The 23838-nt window shown below is 39.5% G+C and carries 24 protein-coding genes; 18 read left to right on the forward strand and 6 right to left on the reverse strand.

Going from position 1 to position 23838, the window contains the following annotated elements:
• Positions 1–2 precede the first annotated feature (2 nt).
• The 14 genes from infA to ctlX all read left to right on the forward strand — a co-directional run bounded on the left by infA (position 3) and on the right by ctlX (position 12346).
• The gene (gene infA / locus LU635_RS00840) at positions 3–218 is read left to right on the forward strand and encodes a translation initiation factor IF-1 (protein WP_072553873.1); all 216 of its coding nucleotides are present in this window, start codon (positions 3–5) and stop codon (positions 216–218) included.
• Positions 219–333: 115 nt separating this feature from the next.
• Positions 334–450: a type B 50S ribosomal protein L36 gene (ykgO, locus tag LU635_RS00845; protein ID WP_010519235.1), complete on the forward strand. Its 117-nt coding sequence runs from the start codon at positions 334–336 to the stop codon at positions 448–450.
• Between the two features lie 2 nt (positions 451–452).
• Entirely contained in the window at positions 453–827 is a 375-nt protein-coding gene (rpsM, locus tag LU635_RS00850) for a 30S ribosomal protein S13 (RefSeq protein WP_240095289.1), read from the forward strand.
• An 8-nt stretch (positions 828–835) separates the two neighbouring features.
• Positions 836–1237, forward strand: a complete 402-nt coding sequence (rpsK, locus tag LU635_RS00855) for a 30S ribosomal protein S11 (RefSeq protein WP_240095290.1) — start codon at positions 836–838, stop codon at positions 1235–1237.
• Positions 1238–1321: 84 nt separating this feature from the next.
• The gene (rpsD, locus tag LU635_RS00860) at positions 1322–1927 is read left to right on the forward strand and encodes a 30S ribosomal protein S4 (RefSeq protein WP_240095291.1); all 606 of its coding nucleotides are present in this window, start codon (positions 1322–1324) and stop codon (positions 1925–1927) included.
• Positions 1928–1949: 22 nt separating this feature from the next.
• On the forward strand, positions 1950–2942 hold the full coding sequence (locus LU635_RS00865) for a DNA-directed RNA polymerase subunit alpha (RefSeq protein WP_240095292.1): 993 nt from the start codon (positions 1950–1952) through the stop codon (positions 2940–2942).
• Positions 2943–3044: 102 nt separating this feature from the next.
• The gene (gene rplQ / locus LU635_RS00870) at positions 3045–3587 is read left to right on the forward strand and encodes a 50S ribosomal protein L17 (RefSeq protein ID WP_240095293.1); all 543 of its coding nucleotides are present in this window, start codon (positions 3045–3047) and stop codon (positions 3585–3587) included.
• 110 nt (positions 3588–3697) lie between these two features.
• On the forward strand, positions 3698–4810 hold the full coding sequence (carA, locus tag LU635_RS00875; protein ID WP_240095294.1) for a glutamine-hydrolyzing carbamoyl-phosphate synthase small subunit: 1113 nt from the start codon (positions 3698–3700) through the stop codon (positions 4808–4810).
• A gap of 124 nt (positions 4811–4934) precedes the next feature.
• The gene (locus LU635_RS00880) at positions 4935–5465 is read left to right on the forward strand and encodes a hypothetical protein (protein WP_240095295.1); all 531 of its coding nucleotides are present in this window, start codon (positions 4935–4937) and stop codon (positions 5463–5465) included.
• Between the two features lie 406 nt (positions 5466–5871).
• The gene (gene eno / locus LU635_RS00885) at positions 5872–7161 is read left to right on the forward strand and encodes a phosphopyruvate hydratase (protein ID WP_240095296.1); all 1290 of its coding nucleotides are present in this window, start codon (positions 5872–5874) and stop codon (positions 7159–7161) included.
• A gap of 158 nt (positions 7162–7319) precedes the next feature.
• On the forward strand, positions 7320–8870 hold the full coding sequence (locus tag LU635_RS00890) for a glycogen synthase (protein WP_240095297.1): 1551 nt from the start codon (positions 7320–7322) through the stop codon (positions 8868–8870).
• 255 nt (positions 8871–9125) lie between these two features.
• Complete coding sequence (locus tag LU635_RS00895) at positions 9126–10409, forward strand: citrate synthase (RefSeq protein WP_240095298.1); 1284 nt, start codon at positions 9126–9128, stop codon at positions 10407–10409.
• Between the two features lie 88 nt (positions 10410–10497).
• Positions 10498–11409, forward strand: a complete 912-nt coding sequence (locus LU635_RS00900; RefSeq protein ID WP_240095299.1) for a dimethylarginine dimethylaminohydrolase family protein — start codon at positions 10498–10500, stop codon at positions 11407–11409.
• Between the two features lie 10 nt (positions 11410–11419).
• Positions 11420–12346 carry a citrulline utilization hydrolase CtlX gene (gene ctlX / locus LU635_RS00905; RefSeq protein ID WP_240095300.1) on the forward strand — a complete coding sequence of 309 codons (927 nt, stop codon included), beginning with the start codon at positions 11420–11422 and terminating at the stop codon, positions 12344–12346.
• Here the strand turns inward: ctlX and LU635_RS00910 are convergent.
• Both LU635_RS00910 and LU635_RS00915 read right to left on the reverse strand, forming a co-directional pair.
• Complete coding sequence (locus LU635_RS00910) at positions 12343–13836, reverse strand: BCCT family transporter (protein ID WP_240095301.1); 1494 nt, start codon at positions 13834–13836, stop codon at positions 12343–12345. The two genes, ctlX and LU635_RS00910, sit on opposite strands and share 4 nt — an antisense overlap.
• A 24-nt stretch (positions 13837–13860) precedes the next feature.
• Positions 13861–15297, reverse strand: coding sequence for an SDR family oxidoreductase (locus LU635_RS00915; RefSeq protein WP_240095302.1), 1437 nt, complete (start codon positions 15295–15297; stop codon positions 13861–13863).
• A 70-nt stretch (positions 15298–15367) separates the two neighbouring features.
• Between LU635_RS00915 and LU635_RS00920 the strand changes: the two genes are divergently transcribed.
• On the forward strand, positions 15368–15571 hold the full coding sequence (locus LU635_RS00920) for a hypothetical protein (RefSeq protein ID WP_240095303.1): 204 nt from the start codon (positions 15368–15370) through the stop codon (positions 15569–15571).
• A gap of 17 nt (positions 15572–15588) precedes the next feature.
• On the opposite strand, the gene LU635_RS00925 is transcribed toward LU635_RS00920, so the two are convergent.
• On the reverse strand, positions 15589–16014 hold the full coding sequence (locus LU635_RS00925; RefSeq protein WP_240095304.1) for a hypothetical protein: 426 nt from the start codon (positions 16012–16014) through the stop codon (positions 15589–15591).
• A gap of 111 nt (positions 16015–16125) precedes the next feature.
• Here LU635_RS00925 and argS point away from each other — a divergent pair, with 111 nt between their 5' ends.
• Entirely contained in the window at positions 16126–17904 is a 1779-nt protein-coding gene (gene argS / locus LU635_RS00930) for an arginine--tRNA ligase (protein ID WP_240095305.1), read from the forward strand.
• 48 nt (positions 17905–17952) lie between these two features.
• On the opposite strand, the gene LU635_RS00935 is transcribed toward argS, so the two are convergent.
• Positions 17953–19746, reverse strand: coding sequence for a hypothetical protein (locus tag LU635_RS00935; RefSeq protein ID WP_240095306.1), 1794 nt, complete (start codon positions 19744–19746; stop codon positions 17953–17955).
• A gap of 217 nt (positions 19747–19963) precedes the next feature.
• Between LU635_RS00935 and ffh the strand changes: the two genes are divergently transcribed.
• Complete coding sequence (gene ffh / locus LU635_RS00940; RefSeq protein ID WP_240095358.1) at positions 19964–21292, forward strand: signal recognition particle protein; 1329 nt, start codon at positions 19964–19966, stop codon at positions 21290–21292.
• A 44-nt stretch (positions 21293–21336) separates the two neighbouring features.
• Positions 21337–22239, forward strand: coding sequence for a bifunctional 5,10-methylenetetrahydrofolate dehydrogenase/5,10-methenyltetrahydrofolate cyclohydrolase (locus LU635_RS00945; protein WP_240095307.1), 903 nt, complete (start codon positions 21337–21339; stop codon positions 22237–22239).
• Positions 22240–22373: 134 nt separating this feature from the next.
• On the opposite strand, the gene LU635_RS00950 is transcribed toward LU635_RS00945, so the two are convergent.
• Positions 22374–22787, reverse strand: coding sequence for a YkvA family protein (locus LU635_RS00950; protein WP_240095308.1), 414 nt, complete (start codon positions 22785–22787; stop codon positions 22374–22376).
• 20 nt (positions 22788–22807) lie between these two features.
• A complete protein-coding gene (locus tag LU635_RS00955; RefSeq protein WP_240095309.1) occupies positions 22808–23827 on the reverse strand; it encodes an AI-2E family transporter in 1020 nt (339 codons plus the stop codon).
• Positions 23828–23838: the final 11 nt, after the last annotated feature.

Genomic DNA, 23838 nt, shown 5'->3' on the forward strand with positions numbered 1-23838 from the left:
TTATGGCAAAACAACCACCAATTGAACAAGACGGAACTATCATTGAAGCATTGTCTAATGCGATGTTTCGTGTGGAATTGGAGAATGGTCACGTAGTGACTGCCCATATCTCCGGGAAGATGCGTATGCACTATATAAAACTGCTTCCTGGTGATAAGGTGAAACTGGAAATGAGTCCTTACGATTTAACTAAGGCTCGAATAACTTACAGATACTAAAAAGTAATTTTCAGCCTTTTATAAATTTTTTATACTTTTGCACTCTGAAAAATTTATGATGGCTTAGAATTTCACAGAATGGTATTTACCTGCCTGTGAATAAAAAACAGATAAGATGAAAGTAAGAGCATCAATAAAAAAGAGAAGTGCCGACTGCAAGATTGTACGCAGAAAAGGGCGCCTTTACGTAATTAACAAAAAGAATCCTAGATTTAAACAAAGACAAGGCTAATTATGGCAAGAATTGCAGGGGTTGATATACCTAAACAAAAGCGAGGAGTTATAGCATTGACCTATATCTTCGGAATTGGCAAAAGCAGGGCTCAGGAAATACTTGCGCAGGCCAAAGTTGATGAGAGTAAAAAAGTTTCAGACTGGGACGATGATGAAATTGGTCGCATTCGTGAAGCGGTAGGTCAATATACAATCGAAGGAGAATTACGTACTGAGGTTCAGATTAGTATTAAGCGTTTGATGGATATCGGATGCTACAGAGGAATACGTCACAGAAGTGGACTTCCTTTAAGAGGTCAAAGAACCAAAAACAACTCCAGAACCAGAAAAGGAAGAAGAAAAACAGTTGCTAACAAGAAAAAAGCAACTAAATAGTAAGTAGTATGGCAAAGAAAGCAAATCCAAAAGCTAAAACTCAGAAAAAGCGTAAAGTAGCCGTTGAATCCAACGGGGAAGCTCACGTGACTGCTTCTTTCAACAACATCATTATTTCCCTTACCAATAAAAAGGGAGATGTTGTAGCATGGTCATCTGCAGGAAAGATGGGCTTTAGAGGATCTAAGAAAAATACTCCTTATGCTGCACAGCTTGCTGCTGAAGATGCTTCGAAAGTAGCTCATGAGGCTGGTATGCGTAAAGTTAAGGTGTACGTGAAAGGTCCGGGGAACGGAAGAGAATCGGCGATCAGATCTATCCACAACAGTGGTATAGAAGTAACAGAGATCATCGATATTACTCCACTTCCACACAACGGTTGTCGTCCACCTAAGAGACGTAGAGTTTAATAAGATTTAATAATTAGGAGAGGAATTAGATTATCGAAGGACTAATGCCTTAATTCATAATCCCTTTCTAAAACAACAATAATAATGGCAAGATATACAGGTCCAAAAACTAAAATAGCACGTAAGTTTGGTGAGGCTATTTTTGGAGAAGACAAATCTTTCGAAAAAAGAAACTATCCTCCAGGACAACACGGTAATAACCGTCGTCGTGGAAAAAAATCAGAATACGCTATCCAGTTGATGGAGAAGCAAAAAGCCAAGTATACTTATGGTATCCTTGAGCGTCAATTCCGCAACATGTTCGAAAAAGCTACCCGTGCTCAGGGTATTACCGGTGAGGTGCTTCTTCAGTTATGCGAATCCCGTTTAGATAACGTTGTGTACCGTATGGGTATTGCCCCTTCAAGGAGAGCAGCCCGTCAGTTAGTTGGACACCGTCATATTACAGTAAACGGGGAACGAGTAAATATCCCTTCTTACCACCTAAAAGCTGGTGATGTTGTTGGAGTTAGAGAAAAATCAAAATCACTTGCTGTGATTCAGGAATCATTATCAAATAGCAGCAGTGTTTACGAATGGATTTCATGGAATTCAGAAAAGAAAGAAGGAACTTTCGTTTCTGTGCCTGGAAGAGTTCAGATTCCTGAAAATATTAACGAACAATTTATAGTCGAATTATATTCGAAATAATAATTCACACAGAAGTCGAAATATGGCAATACTAAATTTTCAGAAGCCCGATAAAGTTATAATGATTGATTCAACCGATTTCGAAGGGAAATTCGAATTTCGTCCTTTGGAACCCGGGTATGGATTAACCGTTGGTAACGCTTTAAGACGAGTGCTTTTATCTTCTTTGGAAGGTTTCGCGATCACTTCGGTACGCATCGAAGGTGTAGATCACGAATTCTCTACCATTGCAGGTGTGGTGGAAGACGTAACTGAGATCATTCTTAACCTGAAACAAATAAGGTTCAAGAGACAAATCGATGAGATCGATAATGAATCGGTTACTATTTCAGTATCCGGAGAAGAACAATTAACTGCCGGTCACTTCCAGAAATTTATCTCAGGATTTCAAATTCTTAATCCAGATCAGGTGATCTGTAATATGGATAAGAAAGTGAGCCTGAATATGGAAATTACCATTGAAAAAGGTAGGGGTTACGTTCCGGCGGAAGAAAACAAGAAAGCCAATGCTCCTTTAGGTACGATTTTTACAGATTCTATCTATACTCCCATCAAAAATGTGAAGTATAGTATTGAAAACTATCGTGTGGAGCAGAAGACTGACTATGAAAAACTTGTATTCGAAATTATAAGTGACGGGTCTATTCATCCAAAAGATGCTTTGACCGAGGCTGCGAAGACTCTTATTCATCACTTCATGTTATTCTCTGATGAGAGAATTACTCTTGAGGCAGATGAGATCGCTCAAACTGAGACTTACGATGAAGAGTCACTTCATATGAGACAGTTGCTTAAGACTAAACTGGTAGATCTTGATCTTTCAGTAAGAGCTCTTAACTGTTTGAAGGCGGCTGAAGTTGATACTCTTGGAGATCTTGTTTCTTATAACAAGAATGATCTTATGAAGTTCAGAAACTTTGGTAAAAAATCACTTACTGAGCTTGAAGAGCTTGTAAGCAACAAAGGTCTTAACTTTGGTATGGATCTGTCAAAATATAAACTAGATAAAGACTAAACTTGCAGTGAATAATTCACGCTGTTAGTCAAAATAATATAAATCCCGTCATAATTTGCTCCTCAAAGTGGGTCGTAGCAAGATGACGAAATAAAAAATGTCATGAGACACGGAAAGAAAGGAAATCACTTAGGTAGAAAGACTGCACATCGCAGGGCTATGCTTGCAAATATGGCTTGCTCCCTAATTGAACATAAACGTATCAATACTACAGTAGCCAAAGCTAAAGCTCTTAAGGTTTTTGTTGAGCCTTTGGTAACAAAATCTAAAGAAGATACTACTCACAACAGACGTATCGTATTTAGCAGACTGCGTAGTAAAGAAGCAGTAAGCGAACTTTTCAGAGAAGTTGCTCCTAAAGTAGGAGATCGTCCGGGAGGATATACCAGAGTAATTAAGCTTGGTAGTCGTCTTGGAGATGCTGCTGAAATGGCGATGATTGAACTTGTAGATTATAATGAAACTTATGGTGTTGATAAGCCTAAGAAGAAAAAATCTACCCGTCGAGCTGGTAAAAAGAAGTCTGATGATACGGCTTCTACTGCTCAGCCAAAAGAAGCATCTGAAAAAGAAACTAAGAAAGAAGAGCCTAAAGCTGAAGAGCCAAAGGCAGAAGAGAAAAAAGATGATAAAAAAGAAGAGTAGAAATGATTCTTTTTACGATCTAAATTTTAAAAGGATAAGCTTTAATAGTTTATCCTTTTTTTATATCCCATTGATAATTAATTTTACAGCCAAGTAATTATAACACAACTATGAAATATCAGGCTAAACGGAAAGCGATAATTTTACTTGAAGATGGAACTATCTTCTACGGAAAAGCGGTTGGCAACAAAGAAGGTAATGCAGCCGGTGAGGTTTGTTTTAATACCGGAATGACCGGGTATCAGGAGATATTTACAGATCCTTCCTATTATGGTCAGCTAATGGTGACCACCAATGCTCATATTGGTAATTATGGAACGAATAAGGAGGAGAATGAATCGGATAAGGCGAAGATTGCCGGGCTAATTTGTAAAAACTTCAGTTATACAATGTCCCGACCTGCTGCCGATAAGTCCCTCGAAGAGTTTTTGGAAGACAGTAATATTTTCGCGATTTCTGATGTCGATACACGCGCACTGGTGACCTACATCAGGGAAAATGGGGCGATGAACGCCATAATTTCTACAGATGTCAATAATATTGACGGATTGAAGGAGCAACTGGCAAAGGTCCCTGATATGAAGGGTCTGGAGCTGGCATCAAAAGTTTCTGTAAAGGAGCCTTATTATTTCGGTAATGAAAATGCTACATATAAGATTGCGGCCCTGGACGTTGGTATCAAAACGAATATTCTTCGTAATCTGGCTAAAAGAGATGCTTATATTAAAGTTTTCCCTTATGATGCTACCTATGAAGAAATGAAGGAATGGAATCCTGATGGATATTTCCTCTCGAATGGACCTGGAGATCCACAACCATTGGAAAGCGCCATAAGCGTTACCAAAACAATTATTGAGAACGATCATCCTTTATTCGGTATCTGTTTGGGACATCAGATCATTGCGATTGCAAATGGAATTAAAACCTATAAGATGCACCATGGTCACAGGGGAATTAATCACCCTGTTAAAAATATGGTAAGTGGAAAAGGAGAGATAACCTCTCAAAATCATGGATTCTCGGTTGATAAGGAACAAACTGAAGCCCATCCGGACGTTGAAGTAACACATATATGTTTAAATGATGGAACTATAGGTGGATTGGCAATGAAGCATAAAAATGTGTTCTCTGTTCAGTATCATCCTGAAGCTAGTCCTGGTCCACATGACGCCAGTTATTTATTTGATGAATTTATTGACAGAATAAAATCAGCAAAGGCATAGAATTTCTAAAATATATAATGACAACCCGGAAGAGATATTCCGGGTTTTTTGTTACTGTTAGGCTTGTAAAAAATTTGTGCGTTCAATGCGAAAAGAATAGATTTGAGACAATAATCTCAGCTCCATGAAATACAGCCTTTCGGTAATTCTTATATTTTTCTTATCATTCACCAGCATTTCTCAAAATATTTCTACCAATAGTCAGTTTTCCCTGAATCTTCTTGCTCCTTCTGTGGAATATGAACTTTCTATTTCTGATAGATCCACTATAGATATGGATCTGGGAGTTGGTTTTGCCTATCATAAATCTAATTATACTGGCGAAGCCTATGGGTTTTATCCCGGCTTTGAAGGCCAATATCGATATTATTATAATTTCGGAAAGCGTAGCGATAAAGGGAATAAAACTTCAGAAAACAGTGCGAATTACTTTGCGGCAACGGCTTCCATTACAGGAGGGGATCCCATTATTGGTGACCTTAGGTACGCCAGTGATTATGGGGTACTGGTTGGACCGGTCTGGGGTTTGCAAAGAGTTTATTACAGCGGATTTAAATTAAATTTTAATCTTGGCCTTGGTCTGGGTTTCAATGAAACGCAGACATATTTCACTCCTTTATTCGGACTGCAGTTAGGGTGGTTGGTCGCACAGTAAATCTTTGGATTTTTCTTTGGTCTCCTTCCGGTCTTCCCTCGCTCTTCGGAGGCTCCGACTAATTCAGGGATGTAAGCTTTGAAGACGATTTTCAGGGTAACGGATGATTTTCGGTTTTCCCTGCTTCTTAAATATAGTTTGCTGTACACTGAGAATGTTGTAAGCTCCCTAACTTTTTTTGAATATGGAATCAGATCTAACGGGGAAGTCCTTCCAACTTGTGCCCGTAATTCAGGTTTTCGCAGATTTAATTTCCCTTTTCAAAAAAAACTGCATTTCTATCAAAGCGAAAACGTTTGAAATGGAATTCCTGTTATAATTGCTTTAAAACTACTGTGTTTGCTCGCTTTTTAAATGGTGACTTTGTATCTTGCAGCTTATTCAATTAACTAACAAAAAAAAGATTATGAGTGCTATTTTAGATATTCATGCCCGTCAGATTTTTGACTCAAGAGGAAACCCAACTGTAGAGGTTGATGTAATTACGGAAAATGGAATTATGGGACGTGCGGCAGTTCCATCAGGAGCTTCCACAGGAGAACATGAAGCAGTTGAACTTCGTGATGGGGGTGATGATTTTATGGGAAAAGGAGTCGCTAAGGCGGTTGAAAATGTGAATGGTGAAATTGCACAAAAATTACTGGGATATTCGGTTTTTGAACAAAACCTGATAGATCAGACGATGCGAGATCTTGATGGAACTCCTAACAAATCTAAACTTGGTGCTAATGCTATTCTTGGTGTTTCGCTTGCAGTTGCCAAGGCCGCTGCAAATGAATTGAATATGCCTCTTTACAGATATGTAGGTGGAGTGAGCGCTAATACGCTTCCCGTACCGATGATGAATATTATCAACGGAGGGTCTCATAGTGATGCGCCTATAGCATTTCAGGAATTTATGATCATGCCTGTTATGGCTGAAAGTTTCTCTCATGCACTAAAAATGGGAACCGAAATTTTCCATAATCTTAAAAAAGTGCTTCATGATCGTGGTCTTAGCACCGCGGTGGGAGATGAAGGTGGATTTGCGCCTACTCTAGATGGAACCGAAGATGCTCTGGATACGATTTTAAAAGCCATTGAAAAAGCCGGATACACTCCGGGAGAGCAGGTTAAGATCGCACTTGATTGTGCTGCTGCTGAATTCTTTGTAGATGGAAAATACGACTATACTAAATTTGAAGGAGATAAAGGAAAAGTAAGATCAAGCCAGGAACAGGCTGAATATCTTGCTGAATTGGCCTCTAAATATCCAATTATCTCGATTGAAGATGGAATGGATGAGAATGACTGGGAAGGCTGGAAGGCCTTAACTGAGAAAGTTGGGGATAAAGTTCAGTTGGTGGGTGATGACCTTTTTGTTACGAACGTTGAACGTTTAGGAAGAGGTATTAATGAGAATATCGCCAATTCAATTTTAATCAAAGTGAACCAGATAGGTACTTTAACCGAAACTATTGCTGCCGTTAATATGGCGCATAACGCAGGTTATACTTCGGTAATGTCCCACCGTTCTGGAGAAACTGAAGACAATACGATAGCTGATCTTGCCGTAGCTCTGAATACAGGGCAGATCAAAACGGGTTCAGCATCCCGTAGTGATCGTATGGCTAAGTACAATCAGTTGATAAGAATTGAGGAAGAATTAGGAGATGTTGCCTATTATCCGCAGGATAAGGCATTCAAGATAAAATAATATTTTCACTTTATTATTATGAAAGCCTCTTCGAAAGAAGGGGCTTTTTTGTTTACTATTTATTTCTGTATATGTTATATTAACAATCATTTAATGAAATAAAATGGGAGGGATAAGGCTTAATCCTTAAATTCCTGATAACAACCAACCTTTACTTTTTGAAAACTAACTTTCTATTTGTTGCTGCCGAAAATGATGCTATCCCCCGTTGCAAAGCCGGGGGTATGGGTGATGTGGTACGCGATGTCCCCAGACAGATTGCCGCTAAAGGTGATCGTGTTTCGGTGATCACGCCTTCTTATTCCAGGTTACATGCATCGGGAAATAAAATTGCAGATGTTCATTTTGTCTTTCGTGGAACGCCTCAAACGGCTGAGGTTTATGAAGTACCAGGGAAAAAAGAAATAGAAGGCATCAGCCATTATGTGATTCATCATCCGGATATTAAGGCCGGAGATATTGCGCATATCTATTTCAATGATCCAGATCAGCCCTTTTTTACAGATGCGAACGTTTTTTCGCTTTTTTGTACGGCAGTGGCAGCTTCGGTCAGGGAGAATATCTTTGAAAAGATTGATATTATCCACCTACATGACTGGCACACCAGTATGATGTTATTCCTCAGAGAATTTCACCCAAGGTTTGAGGCGTTGAAAGATATACGTTTCGTCTATTCTATCCACAATCTGGCTATTCAGGGAATACGACCATTTGAAAATAATTATTCTTCCCTCCGGGCATTCTTCCCTGATGTGGAATATGACAGGGAGAAGTTGTATGATCACAGATATCCTGATTGCATCAATCTTATGGCTGTGGGGATACGACTTGCCGATGCCGTACATACCGTCTCTCCTTCCTATAAAGAAGATATTCAGAAGCCGAGTGATCCACCACATTTTATTGGTGGGGAAGGACTGGAAGATGATCTTAAAACTGCCAATAAGGAAAAGCGACTATTCGGAATCCTGAATGGAGCCAATTATGCCAATGTCAATACGGTTGAAAAAGGAATTCTCTTCCGTCAGTGTATAAGAAGATTGTTCAGGTGGCTTCAGGAGGAGAAAAAAGATTATAAAGCCCATTATCTTGCGCATACCGGTGAGAAGCTTACCAGGTTTCAGGAAAATAAGCCTGATTTCATCTGCTCCAGTGTTGCCAGGTTGACAGAGCAGAAATTCTATTTTTTTAAGCATAATCCGGAACTCTTACCAAATCTGATGGAGAAACTGGCAGAGGTAAATGGGGTATATATTCTCCTTGGAACCGGTGCGCCCGAATATGAAATCATATTCCGAGAAGCCAGCTACAGGTATAAGAACCTTATTTTTATTAATGCCCAGTCTGAAAGCATTATCGATATGCTTTACCAGGAGTCTGATCTTTACCTGATGCCAAGTCAGTTTGAGCCCTGCGGAATAAGCCAGATGCTGGCAATGAGGAATGGTCAGCCCTGTCTGGTACATAACACCGGAGGATTAAAGGATACGGTTATTCATATGAAGACCGGTTTTAGCTTTGATGGTAAAACTATTGAGGAGAAGGAGGTGGATTTCACTAAGGTATTTGGCGAAGTGGTAGATCTGTTCTTTACCGATCATAAAACCTGGAAAAAAATATGCGCTAATGCCAAAAAACAAAGATTTACCTGGGAGAAATCTGTCGATCAGTATTATAAGGAACTGTATGGGTTAGATCAACCCGATTAAGTATGCAAAAAAAAGGGCTTTTCCCCTTGTCTTTCATAAGCTAATCTAAATGGTTTTAGGAGATTTTTGACATATTCAAACCTTTATTATTAAAACTCCCTTGTTTTTTTGTTTAATCAAAGTTGGGATTCATAAAAACGGAAAAAAATGCGGCTATTTCTGAAATTTCGTTACTGTACATGAAATTTTTTTAACAGCAAATTTCGTAATTTAGCGATACCTATAAAATTAATCCAAAACAGAAGAAAATATAATATGTCTAAAACAGCAACACTCGAATTTAACGGAAAGAAATATGAGTTTCCAGTTACAGAGGGAACCGAGCAAGAAATTGGGATTGATATTAAAAAACTGCGTGGAGAGGCAGGGCTTATAACGCTAGATCCCGGATATAAGAATACTGGAAGCTGTGAGAGTGCTATCACATTTTTAGACGGAGAAAAAGGTGTTCTAAGATACAGAGGCTATGCTATAGAAGATCTTGCTGAAAAAGCAGATTTTCTGGAAGTAGCATATCTTTTGATCTTTGGAGAGCTTCCTATTAAAGAGCAGCTTGAAAAGTTCACTAAAGACATTAAGGAGCAGTCTCACGTAGATGAGGAGATGAAGAAGATACTGGATGGATTCCCAAAATCAGCCCATCCAATGGGTGTTCTTTCTTCACTTACAAGTGCTTTGATAGCATTTAACCCTTCCTCGGTAGATGTTTCTTCAGAAGAGGAAATGTATAAGGCCATCGTAAAGATCCTTGGTAAATTCCCGGTTCTTGCGGCTTGGACGTTAAGAAAGAAGAACAGTCTTCCTTTAAATTATGGGGATGAAGATTTAGGGTATGTAGAGAATCTTCATAAAATGATGTTTGAAAAACCAAACAAATCCTATAGTGTAGATAAGGCTGTTATAGATGCATTGGATAAACTCCTGATTCTTCATGCAGATCATGAACAGAACTGTTCAACTTCCACGGTAAGAATGGTAGGATCTTCACATGCTGGTTTATTTGCTTCAATTTCTGCAGGTATCTCAGCGCTATGGGGACCACTTCACGGTGGAGCTAACCAGGCGGTGATCGAAATGCTGGAAAGAATTAAGGAAGATGGTGGTGATACTCATAAATTTATGCAGAAAGCCAAAGATAAGGAAGATCCGTTCCGTTTGATGGGCTTCGGTCACCGTGTATATAAGAATTTTGACCCAAGGGCGAAGATCATCAAAAAATCAGCTGATGAAGTACTCGGACAACTGGGAGTGGAAGATCCTGTACTGGATATTGCAAAAGGTCTCGAAAAAGAAGCATTGGAAGACGATTACTTTGTAAAAAGAAAGCTTTATCCTAACGTGGACTTCTATTCTGGTATCATTTACCGTGCACTGGGGATTCCGGTTGAGATGTTTACTGTAATGTTCGCATTAGGTAGACTTCCGGGATGGATAGCTCAGTGGAGAGAAATGAGGCTCAGAAAAGAACCAATTGGTCGTCCACGTCAAATATATATTGGTGAGAACCTTAGGGATTTTAAACCGTTAGGGAGTAGATAAATTTCTGGATTTCCTTCAAAATTAACTAAAGAAAAAGCTTCATCCTCGTATGAAGCTTTTTCTATATTTGCGAAATAATTTTTAAGCAATGAAATTGCATATCAACAATGAGACTTCCAGATTAAGGGCTGTGGTGCTGGGAACCGCTGAAAGTAACGGTCCTGTTCCTGGACTGGAAGAGGCTTATGATCCCAAGTCTATAGAACATATTAAGGGGGGTACCTATCCGAGGGAAGAGGATATGAGAGCGGAGATTGAGGCGGTTGCAGAAGTGTTGAAGAAGTATAACGTAAAGGTATTCAGGCCAGAGGTAATTGAAGATTATAACCAGATCTTTACCCGGGATATAGCTTTCGTGATCGAAGATAAGTTTATTAAATCCAATATTCTGCCGGACCGGGATCAAGAAATTGAGGCTATCCGTGAGGTTTTAGAGCAAATTGATCCGGACAAGATCATTACGCTTCCTGAAGAGGCTCATATAGAAGGCGGGGATGTGATGCCAATGGGTGATTACATTTTTGTGGGAACATACAAGGGAAAGGATTATAAAGATTTTATAACAGCTAGAACTAATATTCAGGCAGTAGAGGCCCTTCAGAATATATTTCCGGAGAAGAAAGTGGTTTCTTTCAGTCTTAAAAAATCCAACACCATAGCTAAAGACAATGCCCTCCATCTGGATTGCTGTTTTCAGCCTGTTGGGAAGGATAAGGCGATCATCTATAAGGACGGCTTCCTTATAGAAGAGGAATACGAATGGCTTGTTAATTTTTTCGGAAAGGATAATGTATATCATATTACACGTGATGAAATGTATGATATGAATTCAAATATTTTTTCTATTTCTGAAGATGTGGTAATTTCAGAAAAGAATTTTACGAGACTGAATGCCTGGTTAAGAGAACAGGGAATTACGGTGGAAGAGGTTCCTTATGCAGAAATTTCCAAGCAGGAAGGTTTGTTGAGATGTTCAACTTTACCCTTAATAAGAGATTAAAAGGAAGAAAATGAAGCAAATTACAGATACAATATTGATGGTTAGACCCGTGGCGTTCAGAATGAATGAAGAGACTGCGGTGAACAATTATTTTCAGAAAGAGCTGGAAGGTGATGATATTAATTCGCTGGCTGCGAAAGAATTTGATGAGTTTGTTGATAAACTTAAGTCTGTAGGAGTGAATGTGATCGTAGTGGATGATGTTCTGGAAGACAATACTCCCGATTCAATTTTTCCTAATAACTGGGTCTCTTTCCATCAGGACGGGAAAATAGCTTTGTATCCAATGTTTGCTGAAAACAGAAGGAAAGAGCGCCGTTTGGAATATTTTGCCAGGCTGGAAGAGGCAGGATTTAAAATAACAGATATCGTTGATTATACATCGGCTGAAGAAGATGATATTTTCCTGGAAGGTACAGGCAGTCTTATCCTGGATCGAGTGAACCAGAAGGCATATTGTGCTATTTCCCCTAGAGCAGACGAAGATCTGCTGATAGAATTCTGTGAGGATTTTGAATACACTCCGGTTATTTTTAATGCTTATCAGAAAGTTGAAGATAAACGTTTGCCAATTTATCATACAAATGTGATGATGTGCCTGGGTGAGGAGTTTGCCGTGATTTGTCTTGATACTATTGATGATAAGAAGGAACAAAAGAATGTTGTTAAGCATTTGAAGCAGGATGGAAAGGAGATAATTTCCATTACCGAAGAACAGATGCATGAGTTTGCCGGAAATATGCTGCAGGTACAGGGAATGGCTGGAAAGAAATATCTCGTGATGAGCGCCCGGGCACACCGAAGCCTGACCGATGACCAGATAAGAAGAATAGAACAACATTGTGAGATTCTTAGTTCTGAGATTCAGACCATAGAAACCTGTGGTGGAGGAAGTGCCAGATGCATGATGGCCGAGGTATTCCTGCCAAAGGCCTAATGGAGTTTTCTAATAAGCTTAAGGCTGAAGAGCAGTATTATTATCAGGCTTAAGAATGCGAATGGAAGAGAGGTGATAATAAGGAATTTCTGCATCGCAGTTAATACATTTGAATCTGGTTTTACCTGGCCAAGCACAATTATGGCTTCACAAAAGATAAAAATAAGTACCGCCCATGCCAGGCGGTATTTTTTTTGAGGTTCCTGTCTCCCGTTATCTGTGAACATACTCAGTACGAAGATCGCTGAATCTACTGAAGTCACAAGAAAACTCACCAACAGTATTATAACTGTAAAACTCGTGAAAATTGAAAGAGGGTAGGATTCGAAAAATACGAACATAGAGGTAAACACATTTCCGAATTCTCCATTATAGCTATTCCAGGTTTCAATAAGCTCAAAAGCTGAAGTTCCAAAGACGCTGAACCAGAAAAAGCTTCCAATAGACGGAATAAGTAATACGCCCAGTATCATTTCCCTTAAGCTACGACCTTTGGAGATTCGTGCAATGAAAATCCCGGTAAACGGAGCCCATGCCAGCCAGAAGGCCCAGTAATAATAAGTCCAGTCAGTTAAAAATTTAACCCCTGGATCGAATTTTCCAGTTGCAAGACTGAGTGGAATAAAATCTATGATATAGTGATATAATGAATTAAAGAAGTTACTCAGGATGCCAGAAACGTCCCCGGTCAAGAAGACAAAGATCATCAGGATCAGTGCGATATAGATGTTCCAGTTGGAGATTCGTTTGATTCCTTTATGCACTCCGGCCCAGGCTGACATAAATGCGAGAGAGCAAATAAGAAAAACCAGCCCCATATTTTGTAGTAAGGATCCTGGTTTTCTTGATTCCATATGACTTAAGCCTCCTTCAATTTGTGTGGTTCCAAGACCAATGGCTGCTACAAGGCCTATTACTGTAGTAAGAATGGTTAATACGTCTACAGAAGAGCTGAAAAAACGATTCTTTTTAAAAGCTGAAAAGCCTGAACTCAATCTAACATCTGCTTTTTCAACAAAAATTGAATAACCTATCACCAGTGCGAAAAGCGCGTAGAATGCCCAGGCCGTAAATCCCCATTGATAGAAGGTATATTCCAGAGAAATAATTTCGGCAGATTCACCGGTTTGTATGGGGGGATTCAATAGCATGTAAACCGGTTCCTGAACCGCTCTTAAAAGTATACCCGCACCCATTCCTGCAGAATATAGCATGGCTATCCAGGACCATCGGTCAAATTCAGGAGGAGTATTTCCTAATCGAATTCGTCCGAATTTGGATAATGCAATGATCAATAGAAAAAGTACACAGCCTAATCCCAGCCATAAGTAAAGGGTTCCAAAATATTCTCTTACCAGAAGGGAGATCTCTTCTATGCTGTTATAGAATTCAGCAGTAAATAAAAATATGAGAATAGAACTAAGAAGCAGGATGATCGCGGAGATCGAAAAAACCTTGTTCTTAATTAAAGTATTGAAAGCTGGCTTCAAAGGAGTAGTTCTGATCTTATAAAACTAATCTTTTTTAATGCCCTTCGCAATTCTGTTGATCATACCTTCAAAAATGAAATAATGGAAAGGATACATAGAATACCAGTAAGCCCGTCCAAGTAAACCTTTTGGTCTAAAAGTCGCGTTTTGATGAAGCACATTATTTTCATCAATTTTGAATTCCAGCCAGGCTTCGCCGGGAACTTTCATTTCGGCAAATAATAAAAGCCTTTTCTCCTCTCTGTCTGCCATCAGGACTCTCCAGAAATCAAGCGAATCCCCGGCATTGATCTTATTGGGATGGGTTCTTCCGCGCCTCAGGCCAACGCCTCCTACCAGTTTGTCCAGATAGCCTCTCACTCTCCAGAGCCAGTTTCCATAATACCAGCCGGTATTCCCTCCAATAGCCCAGATCCTGTCCAGACCTTCTTCAGGATCTTCGATTTCTATGGACTTTTTATCCTGCAAACATCCATATTTTGGAATCTGAATGTATTTGTTCAGCTCCTTTTTAAACCTTCCGCTGCTTAGGGAATCCTTCCAGCTGGAGATCACTTCATTTTGTTCGATCTTATAGAAGGCCAGTTTGATAGCTTCCTTATAATGAATAGGCTGGATGTTCAACATTTCCTGAAGTCTGGTATCTTTCGTGATTACTTCTACCGACATACTGTCTACCAGATTCTGGGCAAGCCTGTAGGATGTTGAAGTGACAAAGTATAGCCAGTAAGAACTTAGTTTTGGCGACAAAAAAGGTACACCTATGATCCAGAGCTTTAATCCACGGACCTCGGCATATTGTTCCATCATTTCCTGATAGGTTAAAATATCGGGACCTCCAACATCAAAGGATTCATTATAACATTCCTCCCTGCAAATCACTCCGGTGAGATATTGAATAATATTTCTAACTGCAATTGGTTGAGATTTTGTTTTTACCCATTTCGGGGTGACCATAACCGGCAGTTTTTCACATAGGTCCCTAATGATCTCAAAAGAAGAACTTCCTGAACCTACAATTATAGCAGCTCTTAAAACTGTAAGGTTAAAATTACCTTTGTACAGGATCTCTTCAACTGCTTTTCTTGACTCTAAATGCTTGGAAAGGTTTTCTTCATTGATAATTCCACTGAGATAAATAACCTGATTTACAGAAGTTTCAGCCATCATTTTGTTGAAATTCTCGGCAGCTTCAGCTTCCTGCTTATCAAATTCTTTGGTGGAACCGGTCATGGAGTGTATCAGGTAATAAGCGATATCAATATTCCTGATCTTTTCAGGTGTCGTTGAATCTTTAAGAAAATCCAGTTCAACAATCTCTACTTTTTCCTTTAGCTCGTCAATAGAGGTAAACCTGTTCCTGTTTCTAACAGCGCAAACAACTTCATGCCCCTGCTCAAGTAATTGTGGCAGAAGTCTCATTCCAATATAACCATTGGCACCGGTAAGTAATATGCGCATTTGAAGGATTTGAACTTCAAATTAGAAATTTAATTATTACTTTCACTTCAGATTAATAAAACTTTATTAAATGAATAACGTGCTGAAATTCGTTCTTCTAATCATTGGGATTGGACTTGTAGGGTATGGGCTGTATGATCTTTTAACACCTGAATTTTCTATAGATGCAGGACCATTACAGGTTGAAGCACATGGAGACAATACCCAGTCTTACGCTATGATCATTTTTGGGATCCTTTCTTTAGTAGGAGGCCTGGCTTTTAGAAAGAGATAATTCTTTAAACAAACAGTTTAAAGATCTTCAATTTGCGTCGGTGCGTTATCTGACCTATAATCAATGATCTTTCTGAAGAATTTATGGATACCCGGTTTATCAGCTTTTACTTTGATGAAGTAGTGATCTTTATGAATGCTGTATTCTTCTGCTCTTCCCTTATAGAGGTTCAGCTTGAAATAGGGGATTACCAGGGCATAGGTTTCCAGTAATGATCTGAACATCACTACAATTCCGTTATTCCTCATCTCAACATTACAAACATTGGCATTATTATCCAGGATTAGAAGATTATAGATATCAATACTTGCCGAAGTGATCTGTAATTTTGGCGAGCCGGTACCCTTGAGTTTCACCCTTTCAAAAAGTGTGAAAGGCTTTCCAACCTCTTTATTTATTTTTTCTGAAATGGCCGGCCGGTTGTAGGAAATATTCAGTAGCATTTCTTTTTTTTTAAATATAAGGATTTGAGCACAAAGCCTGACTCCTGAAACTTCATTTCTTTTTATCTTTGCGCACTTAATAACAAGAAATACCCTAAAAAGCATAGGAAAATGAATATTGAACAAATTCTTGCATCAAAGGTCAAAGAAGCCGTCAGAAAAAATTACGAGGTAGAACCTGAAAATATCGAATTTCAGCCTACGCGTAAGGATTTTGAAGGTGATATAACTTTGGTGGTCTTCCCTATGCTCAAGCAGGTTAAGACAAATCCAGCCCAATTAGCTGAAAATATTGGTAAATATCTTGAAGATGAAGTAGAAGAGGTAGCCGGGTTTAATGTGATACAGGGTTTTCTGAATATCGTTATAAGTGATAAGTATTATATCAATTTCTTCAATGAGGTAAAGGATAGAAAAGATTTCGGTATTCTTTTGCCACAGAGCGATGCAAGCGGGATCATGGTGGAGTATTCTTCGCCAAATACTAACAAACCCCTGCATTTAGGTCATATTAGAAATAACCTCCTGGGGTATTCGGTTTCTGAAATACTTAAAGCTGCGGGCAACAAGGTTTATAAAGTTCAGGTGATCAACGATCGTGGTATACATATCTGTAAATCCATGGTGGCCTGGCAAAAATTCGGAAATGGAGAAACTCCGGAATCTGCGGGCTTAAAAGGAGATAAGCTGGTCGGCAACTATTACGTAAAATTCGATCAGGAATATAAAAAGGAAATAGCACAACTTCAGGAAGAAGGGAAATCTGAGGATGAAGCAAAAGCGGGAGCCCCTATTTTTGTTGAGGCTCAGGATATGCTTAGAAAATGGGAGGCCAACGACCCTGAAGTGGTAAAGCTTTGGGAGACTATGAACCAGTGGGTTTATGATGGCTTCGATAAGACTTACGATGCCCTGGGCGTAGATTTCGACAAGAATTACTATGAGAGCCAGACGTATCTTTTAGGAAAAGATAATGTGAAAAAAGGTCTTGAGGATGGGGTTTTCTTTAAAAAGGAAGACGGCAGTGTATGGATAGATCTTAGTGATGAAGGGCTCGATGAAAAGATCGTTCTTAGAAGTGATGGTACCGCTGTTTACATGACGCAGGATATCGGCACTGCCATTCAGCGCTTTAAGGATTTTGATATCAACCAGATGGTTTATACGGTTGGGAATGAACAGGATTATCACTTCAAGGTGCTGTTCCTTATTCTGAAAAAACTGGGGTATGACTGGGCTGATTCCCTTTACCATCTGAGCTATGGAATGGTGGATCTTCCATCCGGAAAAATGAAAAGTAGGGAAGGGACCGTTGTAGATGCCGATGATCTGATTAAAGAAATGGCGGCTACCGCGAAAGATATTTCCGAGGAACTAGGAAAACTGGATGGCTATACGGAATCTGAAAAAGAGGAATTATATCGCATTATAGGGCTTGGTGCTCTTAAATATTATATACTTAAAGTAGATCCCCGAAAGAGAATCCTCTTCAATCCTGAAGAATCGGTAGATTTTCAGGGGAATACAGGACCGTTTATTCAGTACACCTATGCACGTATCCAGTCTATCTTAAGAAAGGCTGAATTTGATACATCTGCAGAATTGCCTAAGGAATTTCAATTCCATGAAAAAGAGAAGGAACTGATCAAACAGGTGCAGTTATTTCCTGAAACCGTTGGACTGGCAGCGGAAAATCTGTCTCCGGCCCTGATTGCAAATTATATATATGAACTGGTAAAATCTTTCAACTCATTTTACCAGAATGTTCCAATTCTGGGAATTGAAGATGAAGATGAAAAAGTTTTTAGGGTTCAGTTATCCAGACTAGTAGCGAATATTATAAAATCAGGATTTAAGCTCCTTGGAATTGAGGTTCCTGAAAGGATGTAAACTTCCCCTTATCTGTATAGAATATGCCAGATAAGGGAAAGAACTTTTTTAAATTAATTGCTTTTTTAACTGGGAGATTTCTCCCTCAGAATCCAAAAGTATATTTCGGAATTGTTCTGAATTGGAGAGATAATTCTCTGCCAGGAGACCCCTGTAGTATTTAATCCCTTCTAGAAGATTATCACAAAATCTTTCATATGTTTTGACAGCTTTCGGATCAGGAGAAATATGTTGTAATACCTGTTTTTTAATATAATCCACATATAGCTGCAATTCTTTGGCAAACATATTAGGCCGGTCTTTTCGGTCCATGATATTCTTCCAGCCGTAAATATGACCTATTATTTCCTGCAGACTGACCTTCTTTGTAAAATTGGCAATATTAGGGCCGGGGCAAATAGTTACCTCTTTTAGATTTTTAACGAATTTCTCTTTGTATTGTATTACGGCTGAATTGCTAAGGCCAACACAAAGACATTCTTTCGCCAGAACTTCACTTTTACGTTTTTCATAATCTGCTTCGGGTAACTGTGAAGCTTTCAATTGTTCGAGTTTTAAAGTCTGATATTTTTTTGAAGCAGTACAAATAGGTTTTTTTGTGAATTCGGTATTTGAAACCAGATATTTTTCAGGACAGCTGCTACCCGGACTCTCCTGAGCTATTCTTTTTAACCTCTCTTTTTCAGCGCTTGTCCCTTTTAGATAATTAAAACTTACGCCTAACGGACTGCTCTCACTCAGAACCACATCTTTATCTTTTGATTTCTGAAGAACCTTTAAAGTGTCATCCTCTACAGTGGTTGCTTCCGGGCAAAGTAAAAAAGGAGTACCCCATCCGGTACTGTCAACCTGGTAATATTTCTGCAGAAACTGATCTTCTTCATAAGTGCCGATTCCTCCCTGTGCTGTGATCTTTATGGGATGAGGCTTTTTGAATTCATTAAGGCCCAGAGCCGAGACGGATTTATTATAGATTTCGAACAGGCTTTCCTGCAGTTCGTTTTTCCTGTTTTTAAACTCTTCCAGAATAGGGCCCATCAGTGCTCCCTGAGTAGCGAAAGCATGACCTCCGCAGTTCAGGCCAGATTCTATTCTGAATTCGCTTACCCAAATGCCTTTCTTTGCGAGATATTTTCCCTGAATTAAAGCAGATCGGAAATCACTGACCTTAATGGCGATCTTCTTCCTGAACTCTCCTAGCGCATGAGCATCGAATTCCCTGAAGCTCCCCAGATAATTAAATAACCTGGGATTCATGCCTGCAGAGAATATGACTGTGGAATTTTCAAGATCGCTTTTGGCGTAGCCTTTAAGGGCGGTTAAAGCATCGGAGTGATCAGGAATGGGGCTTCCATTTTTATCTGAGACCTCTCTGTCTACCTTTGTCATTATATTTACTTCTATAGACCCGGCCTTTACTTCTTTTCTTAGCTCTCTTTCTATCAACTTTTTCTTTTCTGGCAGTTCTGTAGTCTTAAATTGAAGGAATTTTTTCTTCAGGGAACTTCCATCAGGTAACATTTCGAAGTATTTCACCAGATCTGAGCCAGCCTCAAAAGAAGAGTCTCGTAGTTCTTCCAGGCGCTTCTTTACATTTTTATTTATGAGGTTCAGGTAATCGGTAATTCTTTTCGCCCTGTAATCTTTTTCGCGAGTAGTGATAGGAACATAAGTCTCGTTGTTCTGTTTGTAGTAGACTCTTCTCATAACCTCAATGAGATTGTCTTCAACAATAGATAGGGCTGAGTTAATGCCGAAACCTGCTACTTTAATTGGAGTGTCTATGGTATAGGCAATTCCCATTACAGGAATATGAAATGTATGAGGAGATTGGTCTTTCATTGCAAAAATTTTAAGCAGGCAAGATGAAGTATTTGTGAAACCTAAAAAATGATATTTATCATATAAGTCTCCTTCATTACAGGAAAGATTGAAAATATCCCGGGAGTGAGTGTTTTATTAGACAGCATTTTGAAATAAACTTTTTCACTTCAGCTTCAAATCATTAAATTTGCAACTCGCTGCCTGGCAGCGACAGATTAAAATCACAGGAAAGAATATGTTTGATAATTTAAGCGATAAGTTAGATAATGCCTTACACGTATTAAAAGGGCATGGCCAGATCACCGAAGTTAATGTAGCTGAAACCCTTAAAGAGGTTAGGCGTGCACTTGTAGATGCCGATGTTAACTATAAAATTGCTAAAGAATTTACCAGTACGGTAAAAGAAAAAGCGCTTGGCCAGAATGTTCTTACGGCATTGAAGCCGGGGCAGATGATGGTGAAGCTGGTAAAAGACGAGCTTACCGAATTGATGGGTGGAGAAGCGGAAGGTATCGACCTTTCCGGAGATCCTTCAGTGATCCTGATGTCTGGTCTTCAGGGTAGTGGTAAAACTACTTTCTCCGGAAAACTTGCTAATTTCCTTAAAAACAAAAAATCAAAAAAACCTCTTCTTGTTGCCTGTGATGTATACCGTCCTGCGGCGATAAATCAGCTTCATGTTGTTGGAGAGCAGGTTGGTGTAGAGGTGTATTCTGAAGAAGGAAATCAGGACCCTGTAGCTATTTCCAAAAATGCTATTGCTCACGCTAAAGAAAATGGCCATAATGTAGTGATCATCGATACCGCTGGGCGACTTGCTGTAGATGAGGCGATGATGACCGAGATCTCGAATATTCATCAGGCGATAGAGCCTAATGAAACATTATTTGTGGTTGATTCGATGACCGGTCAGGATGCGGTGAACACAGCCAAGGCATTTAATGATCGTCTGGATTTTGATGGAGTAATCCTTACAAAACTGGATGGTGATACTCGTGGTGGAGCGGCAATTTCTATTAAATCTGTAGTTAATAAACCAATAAAATTCATCGGTACCGGTGAGAAAATGGATGCGATTGACATCTTTTATCCTTCCCGTATGGCCGACAGGATCCTGGGAATGGGGGATGTTGTTTCCCTTGTGGAACGTGCCCAAGAGCAGTATGATGAAGAAGAAGCACGAAAGCTTCAGAAAAAGATCGCCAAAAATAAATTCGGTTTTGATGATTTCCTGACTCAGCTTCAGCAGATCAAAAAGATGGGGTCTATGAAAGATCTTATGGGAATGATACCTGGTGCAGGAAAGATGCTGAAGGATGTAGATATTGATGATGATGCCTTTAAGGGAATTGAAGCCATAATCCATTCGATGACCCCGGACGAAAGAAGTGAGCCGAAGATCATTAACGCGAGTAGAAAGAAAAGAATCGCGAAAGGTTCAGGAACTTCTGTTCAGGAGGTAAATCAGTTGATCAAGCAATTCAACCAGATGGGCAAAATGATGAAGATGATGCAGGGTGGCGGAGGCCGAAAAATGATGCAAATGATGAAGGGGATGAAGTAATTCCCTTTTTTTGATTTAATACTCAACATTAACAAAACTAATAAATGACAATTCTCGACGGTAAAAAGGTCAGTAATGATATCAAGGATGAAATTGCTGCTGAGGTTACCAAAATGAAAGAACGTGGTGAGAAAGTTCCACATCTTGCTGCAATTATTGTTGGAAAGGATGGCGCGAGTTTAACCTACGTAAACAGTAAGGTGAAAGCCTGTGAAAGAGTAGGTTTTGAATCATCGCTTTACCGCCTGCCTAATACGGTAAGTGAACTCGAATTACTTGACAAGATCGAAGAGCTGAATAAGAATGATAATATTGATGGTTTTATCGTGCAGCTGCCATTGCCACCGCAGATAGATACCCAGAAAGTATTAAATGCCGTTGACCCCGATAAGGATGTGGATGGATTCCATCCTACGAACTTCGGAAAGATGGCTCTGGATATGACCACCTTTATCCCGGCGACTCCATTTGGAATTCTAGAACTGCTTGAACGTTATGATATTCCCACAAAAGGGAAGCATACAGTAGTAATTGGTCGAAGCTATATAGTAGGAAGGCCAATGAGTATACTTATGGGCCGAAGTGGATTTCCCGGAAACTCAACTGTAACTCTTACTCACGAATTCACTAAGAATATCACCCAGGTCACTTCACAGGCCGATATTATCATTATTGCCGTAGGAATCCCTGATTTCCTGAAAGGGGAAATGATAAAGGATGATGCGGTGATCATTGATGTAGGGATCACCAGGGTGCCAGATGAGAATGCCGAAAGGGGTTATGTTATAAAGGGGGATGTTGATTTTGATAATGTTAGTAAACGAGCCTCTTATATTACACCAGTGCCTGGTGGAGTAGGCCCTATGACTGTTTCTATGCTTCTGAAGAATACTCTCCTCGCAAGGGAAAGACATAAAAAAAGAGCCCTGGAGGCTCAGAGAAAATAAAAAAGAGGTCTAAAAGTACGGGATGCCGGTCATTACGAACAAAGTGAAGTAATCTGCCTTTTGATTACCTGTAATGTGGAGATTGCTTCGTTCCTGGCAATGATAGGTTAAATAAACTTTTTAGACCTCTTTCTTTAAGTAGCTTCTTCCGCTTCTGCATGTTCGAGTTTCCAGTCCAGATAATTATGCAGGTCAGATTCAATGAATCTTAGACCGAAGGTGAGTACAGCAAAATCATCAATATAACCTAGGCCGGGAATAAAATCCGGAACAATATCGAAAGGGTTTAGGATATAAAGAAAAGCAAAAGCTATAGTAGCGATGGTAAACCATGGAACCTGGGTGTAAATACCTTTTCTATAGTCTTTAAGCATTCCGTACATCACTTTTCCTAATTCGGTATATTTTTTAAGCATGTTGGAATTAATGATCTTATCGGCAATTTCTTCCTGATTTCTCATTACCACATCCACATCGTCATCATCAATTTTAGTGATTTCGGTCTTTACAAAATCTTCATCTATTTCTTTTTTCTTTTTTCCGAACATATCTCCCTTTGTTTAAATTATTATAATCTGTGATGAGCGTTGCCGTATTCTTTCTTGTATATCTTCAGAATAAGAAGAAAAAGTGAAATTAGCAAGGGCCCGAATATCAATCCGATAAAACCAAACAGCGGTACTCCTACGATCACGCCAAAAAGAGTGATAAGAGGGTGTACGCTGGCCAGTCTTTCAAGGACATAAAGCCTTATAATATTGTCTGTTGAACCAACCACGACAAAGCCATAGATTAGCAGTGCTACAGCCTGCCAGTCATTTCCCTGGGCGAAAAGAAGGATGGAGGCGGGGAGAACACCTATGGCAGTTCCTATAAAAGGAATCATTGAACCAATGGCAGTAATAACGAACCAGAAAAAAGGGTCTGGAACGCCAAAAATTAAAAAGCCAATAAGGGCTATTACTCCCTGGACAATAGCGACCAATGGTATTCCTAAGGCATTCGATTTCACCAATTGGTTACTTTCTTCCCCAATTATTCTGAGATTGTCCTTCCCCAATGGGATGTATTCTATCATCGATTCCCTCATGGAATGCCGGTTGGTAAGCATGTAGTATAGCATGAAATACATGATCCCGATCGCTATGAAGGCATTGAAGGTTCCTCCAGCCAGGCTTTGCAGGTTAGCAGATACCCAGTTAGTTACTGCTGAGGTATCTATGCTAGAACTGATATTATAGCCCAGGTATTCTTCAAAATTATTCATCTGTGCCTTAAGCGCGCTTAGCACGCGTTCTGAATTTGCCGCTGCCTTTCCAATTTTTGAAGTAAGCATGAAGGCAATGATAGAAACAGGAATTAATATGCCGACAAAAGAAAGGGTCATTAGAAGGGTGGCAGCTAAAGGTGGTTTCCAGCCTCTGTTAAGAAGGGCTTTCATCCAGTGTTTTAATATCACATATAAAGTAACAGCACCTAGAACCCCAGAAAGATAAGGCAGGATCTCTTTAAAAATTAAAACCGTTAAGAAGAGTATTAGCACCAGAACAAATATCTGGCGTACTAAAGACGGTTTAAGTCTATCCATATTACGGGGTT

This window comes from Christiangramia crocea (assembly GCF_022410465.1).
Taxonomy (GTDB): Bacteria; Bacteroidota; Bacteroidia; order Flavobacteriales; family Flavobacteriaceae; genus Christiangramia; species Christiangramia crocea.